3 tRNA genes, 2 rRNA genes and 5 other annotated features are annotated in these 5256 nt (G+C 56.3%); of the genes, 2 read left to right on the top strand and 3 right to left on the bottom strand.

Annotated elements, in window-relative coordinates:
- A 16S ribosomal RNA gene (locus tag D3874_RS27500) occupies window positions 1–531 on the top strand; the annotation flags it as partial.
- Between the two features lie 235 nt (window positions 532–766).
- Window positions 767–843 (top strand) — tRNA-Ile (locus tag D3874_RS27495).
- A 446-nt stretch (window positions 844–1289) separates the two neighbouring features.
- Window positions 1290–1782, top strand: a sequence feature (23S ribosomal RNA rRNA prediction is too short).
- Between the two features lie 7 nt (window positions 1783–1789).
- Window positions 1790–2517, top strand: a sequence feature (23S ribosomal RNA rRNA prediction is too short).
- A gap of 13 nt (window positions 2518–2530) precedes the next feature.
- Window positions 2531–2761 (top strand) — a sequence feature (23S ribosomal RNA rRNA prediction is too short).
- A 32-nt stretch (window positions 2762–2793) separates the two neighbouring features.
- Window positions 2794–3525 (bottom strand) — a sequence feature (23S ribosomal RNA rRNA prediction is too short).
- A 7-nt stretch (window positions 3526–3532) separates the two neighbouring features.
- Window positions 3533–4026: a sequence feature (23S ribosomal RNA rRNA prediction is too short), on the bottom strand.
- Window positions 4027–4294: 268 nt separating this feature from the next.
- On the opposite strand, the gene D3874_RS30965 is transcribed toward D3874_RS27495, so the two are convergent.
- The 3 genes from D3874_RS30965 to D3874_RS32585 form a co-directional block, all read right to left on the bottom strand.
- A tRNA-Ala gene (locus D3874_RS30965) sits at window positions 4295–4370 on the bottom strand.
- Window positions 4371–4474: 104 nt separating this feature from the next.
- Window positions 4475–4551, bottom strand: a tRNA-Ile gene (locus D3874_RS30960).
- 235 nt (window positions 4552–4786) lie between these two features.
- A 16S ribosomal RNA gene (locus D3874_RS32585) occupies window positions 4787–5256 on the bottom strand; the annotation flags it as partial.

Raw genomic sequence — 5256 nt, 5'->3', positions numbered from 1 at the left:
TCGGGAGACTGGGTCCTTCAGTTCGGCTGGCTTCCACACAGGTGCTGCATGGCTGTCGTCAGCTCGTGTCGTGAGATGTTGGTTAAGTCCCGCAACGAGCGCAACCCTCGCCTTTAGTTGCCATCAGGTTAAGCTGGGCACTCTAAAGGAACCGCCGGTGACAAGCCGGAGGAAGGTGGGGATGACGTCAAGTCCTCATGGCCCTTACGGGTTGGGCTACACACGTGCTACAATGGCAGTGACAGTGGGTTGCGAAGCAGCGATGCGGAGCCAATCCCAAAAGCTGCCTCAGTTCGGATTGTTCTCTGCAACTCGAGAGCATGAAGGCGGAATCGCTAGTAATCGCGGATCAGCATGCCGCGGTGAATACGTTCCCGGCCTTGTACACACCGCCCGTCACACCATGGGAGTTGGTTTTACCCGAAGCCGGTGCGCTAACCGCAAGGAGGCAGCCGACCACGGTAAGGTCAGCGACTGGGTGAAGTCGTAACAAGGTAGCCGTAGGGGACCTGCGGCTGGATCACCTCCTTTCTAAGGACTTGAAAGAGCAGGGGCCGGCTTCGTGCTGGACCGCCTCTCCTTTGAGCTTGGAATACGCCGATATGCGTCTAACCCACGCTGAGGCACGCCGAAAGGCATAGGGTCCGCAAGGACCCATGGTCGGAGACGACCGCAGGGCGTAACCGCCGTCTTCGCTTCTCTTCCCTAAGATCCGGTCCAGCCAGGTCACCTTGCGGTGATGCTGGCTTGGGCCATGACCGGGCTCGGGCCTGTAGCTCAGTTGGTTAGAGCGCGCGCTTGATAAGCGTGAGGTCGGAAGTTCGAGTCTTCCCAGGCCCACCATTGGTCCCTGACGGGCCCTCAGGCGCCGGGCGGCGACATCCGTCGCCTTGGCTCGCTTCGCTGAAGCTTCGCGGGCGCTCAATGCGCCTTGAAGGTCACCCATTGGGCCATAGCTCAGTTGGAGAGCGCGTGCTTTGCAAGCATGAGGTCGTCGGTTCGATCCCGTCTGGCTCCACCAAGGATGCCGATGGTTGAACGAGTGGCGATGTAACGCACCGGATCTTATAAAAAGTTTAGCCAGCGTCGTGCTTTGCACGTGCTTGCTTTGCTCTTTTACATTGTGAGGTTTTTAAGTTCTCGAAGACAACACTGACACGGGTGATGTCGGCAGTAATGCTGGATGTCACTTATGTGGGCTGTGTCTTCGCGTGAGAGTGTCGTGTCGAGGGGTAAGCGCTTCAGGCGTTTTGCTCCCGTACATGGCGGTTTTGCGATCGAGCGCGAAAAGGCATCTGGTGGATGCCTTGGCACTGAGAGGCGATGAAGGACGTAGCACGTTGCGATAAGCTTCGGGGAGCCGCGAGCAGGCTTTGATCCGAGGATTTCCGAATGGGGCAACCCACCGCGCGAGCGGTATCGTACAGTGAATACATAGCTGTGCGAGGCGAACCCGGCGAACTGAAACATCTAAGTAGCCGGAGGAAAGGACATCAACCGAGACTCCGTTAGTAGTGGCGAGCGAACACGGACCAGGCCAGTGGTGTTGTGATTAGAACCGGAACGGTCTGGAAAGGCCGGCCATAGTGGGTGATAGCCCCGTATGGGTAGAAGGTCACAGCATCCTCGAGTAGGGCGGGACACGTGAAATCCTGTCTGAAATTGGGGGACCACCCTCCAAGCCTAAGTACTCCTCAGTGACCGATAGTGAACCAGTACCGTGAGGAAAGGTGAAAAGCACCCCGACAAGGGGAGTGAAACAGTTCCTGAAACCGGATGCCTACAAGCAGTTGGAGCTCAAGGTTCGTCCTGGGTGACAGCGTACCTTTTGTATAATGGGTCAGCGAGTTGGTCTTACGAGCAAGCTTAAGCCGTTAGGTGTAGGCGCAGCGAAAGCGAGTCTGAACAGGGCGTTCAGTTCGTAGGATCAGACCCGAAACCGAGTGATCTATCCATGGCCAGGTTGAAGATGCAGTAACATGCATTGGAGGACCGAACCCACGCCTGTTGAAAAAGTCGGGATGAGCTGTGGATAGGGTGAAAGGCCAATCAAACTCGGAGATAGCTGGTTCTCCGCGAAATCTATTTAGTAGAGCGTCGAATGTTTACCGCCGGGGGTAGAGCACTGGATGGGCTAGGGGTCCCAAAGACTTACCAAACCTAACCAAACTCCGAATACCGGTGAGTATAGTTCGGCAGGCAGACGGCGGTGCTAACGTCCGTCGTCGAGAGGGAAACAACCCTGACCGCCAGCTAAGGTCCCCAAGTCATGGCTAAGTGTGGAAGGATGTGGGAAGGCCAAAACAACCAGGAGGTTGGCTTAGAAGCAGCCATCCTTTAAAGAAAGCGTAATAGCTCACTGGTCTAAACAAGCCGGCCTGCGCCGAAAATGTATCGGGCTAAAGCCATGCACCGAAGCTGCGGGTTTGCAGTGATGCAAGCGGTAGCGGAGCGTTCCGTAAGCCTGTGAAGGTCACCCGTGAGGGGCCTGGAGGTATCGGAAGTGAGAATGCTGACATGAGTAGCGAAATGAGTGTGAGAAACACTCACGCCGAATGTCCAAGGGTTCCTGCGTAAAGTTAATCTGCGCAGGGTGAGCCGCCCCTAAGGCGAGGGCGAAAGCCGTAGTCGATGGAACCAGGTTAATATTCCTGGCCTGCGGGTGGTGACGGATGGTGTGTATCGTTTGCCCTTATTGGATTGGGCGGGCGGCTCACCCTGCGCAGATTAACTTTACGCAGGAACCCTTGGACATTCGGCGTGAGTGTTTCTCACACTCATTTCGCTACTCATGTCAGCATTCTCACTTCCGATACCTCCAGGCCCCCTCACGGGTGACCCTTCACAGGCTTACGGAACGCTCCGCTACCGCTTGCATCACTGCAAACCCGCAGCTTCGGTGCATGGCTTTAGCCCCGATACATTTTCGGCGCAGGCCGGCTTGTTTAGACCAGTGAGCTATTACGCTTTCTTTAAAGGATGGCTGCTTCTAAGCCAACCTCCTGGTTTTTGCCTTCCCACATCCTTCCACACTTAGCCATGACTTGGGGACCTTAGCTGGCGGTCAGGGTTGTTTCCCTCTCGACGACGGACGTTAGCACCCGCCGTCTGCCTGCCGAACTATACTCACCGGTATTCGGAGTTTGGTTAGGTTTGGTAAGTCTTTGGGACCCCCTAGCCCATCCAGTGCTCTACCCCCGGCGGTAAACATTCGACGCTCTACCTAAATAGATTTCGCGGAGAACCAGCTATCTCCGAGTTTGATTGCCTTTCACCCCTATCCACAGCTCATCCCCGACTTTTTCAACAGGCGTGGGTTCGGTCCTCCAATGCATGTTACTGCATCTTCAACCTGGCCATGGATAGATCACTCGGTTTCGGGTCTGATCCTACGAACTGAACGCCCTGTTCAGACTCGCTTTCGCTGCGCCTACACCTAACGGCTTAAGCTTGCTCGTAAGACCAACTCGCTGACCCATTATACAAAAGGTACGCTGTCACCCAGGACGAACCTTGAGCTCCAACTGCTTGTAGGCATCCGGTTTCAGGAACTGTTTCACTCCCCTTGTCGGGGTGCTTTTCACCTTTCCCTCACGGTACTGGTTCACTATCGGTCACTGAGGAGTACTTAGGCTTGGAGGGTGGTCCCCCAATTTCAGACAGGATTTCACGTGTCCCGCCCTACTCGAGGATGCTGTGACCTTCTACCCATACGGGGCTATCACCCACTATGGCCGGCCTTTCCAGACCGTTCCGGTTCTAATCACAACACCACTGGCCTGGTCCGTGTTCGCTCGCCACTACTAACGGAGTCTCGGTTGATGTCCTTTCCTCCGGCTACTTAGATGTTTCAGTTCGCCGGGTTCGCCTCGCACAGCTATGTATTCACTGTACGATACCGCTCGCGCGGTGGGTTGCCCCATTCGGAAATCCTCGGATCAAAGCCTGCTCGCGGCTCCCCGAAGCTTATCGCAACGTGCTACGTCCTTCATCGCCTCTCAGTGCCAAGGCATCCACCAGATGCCCTTTTCGCGCTCGATCGCAAAACCGCCATGTACGGGAGCAAAACGCCTGAAGCGCTTACCCCTCGACACGACACTCTCACGCGAAGACACAGCCCACATAAGTGACATCCAGCATTACTGCCGACATCACCCGTGTCAGTGTTGTCTTCGAGAACTTAAAAACCTCACAATGTAAAAGAGCAAAGCAAGCACGTGCAAAGCACGACGCTGGCTAAACTTTTATAAGATCCGGTGCGTTACATCGCCACTCGTTCAACCATCGGCATCCTTGGTGGAGCCAGACGGGATCGAACCGACGACCTCATGCTTGCAAAGCACGCGCTCTCCCAACTGAGCTATGGCCCCAATGGGTGACCTTCAAGGCGCATTGAGCGCCCGCGAAGCTTCAGCGAAGCGAGCCAAGGCGACGGATGTCGCCGCCCGGCGCCTGAGGCCCCGTCAGGGACCAATGGTGGGCCTGGGAAGACTCGAACTTCCGACCTCACGCTTATCAAGCGCGCGCTCTAACCAACTGAGCTACAGGCCCGAGCCCGGTCATGGCCCAAGCCAGCATCACCGCAAGGTGACCTGGCTGGACCGATCTTAGGGAAGAGAAGCGAAGACGGCGGTTACGCCCTGCGGTCGTCTCCGACCATGGGTCCTTGCGGACCCTATGCCTTTCGGCGTGCCTCAGCGTGGGTTAGACGCATATCGGCGTATTCCAAGCCTCAAAGGAGAGGCGGTCCAGCACGAAGCCGGCCCCTGCTCTTTCAAGTCCTTAGAAAGGAGGTGATCCAGCCGCAGGTTCCCCTACGGCTACCTTGTTACGACTTCACCCCAGTCGCTGACCTTACCGTGGTCGGCTGCCTCCTTGCGGTTAGCGCACCGGCTTCGGGTAAAACCAACTCCCATGGTGTGACGGGCGGTGTGTACAAGGCCGGGAACGTATTCACCGCGCATGCTGATCCGCGATTACTAGCGATTCCGCCTTCATGCTCTCGAGTTGCAGAGAACAATCCGAACTGAGGCAGCTTTTGGGATTGGCTCCGCATCGCTGCTTCGCAACCCACTGTCACTGCCATTGTAGCACGTGTGTAGCCCAACCCGTAAGGCCATGAGGACTTGACGTCATCCCCACCTTCCTCCGGCTTGTCACCGGCGGTTCCTTTAGAGTGCCCAGCTTAACCTGATGGCAACTAAAGGCGAGGGTTGCGCTCGTTGCGGACTTAACCCAACATCTCACGACACGAGC

Origin of the sequence: Oleomonas cavernae (genome assembly GCF_003590945.1) — a bacterium.
Taxonomy (GTDB): Bacteria; Pseudomonadota; Alphaproteobacteria; order Zavarziniales; family Zavarziniaceae; genus Zavarzinia; species Zavarzinia cavernae.
Note: the sequence above shows the minus strand (reverse complement) of the source record. Positions and strands in the feature narration are given on the sequence as shown.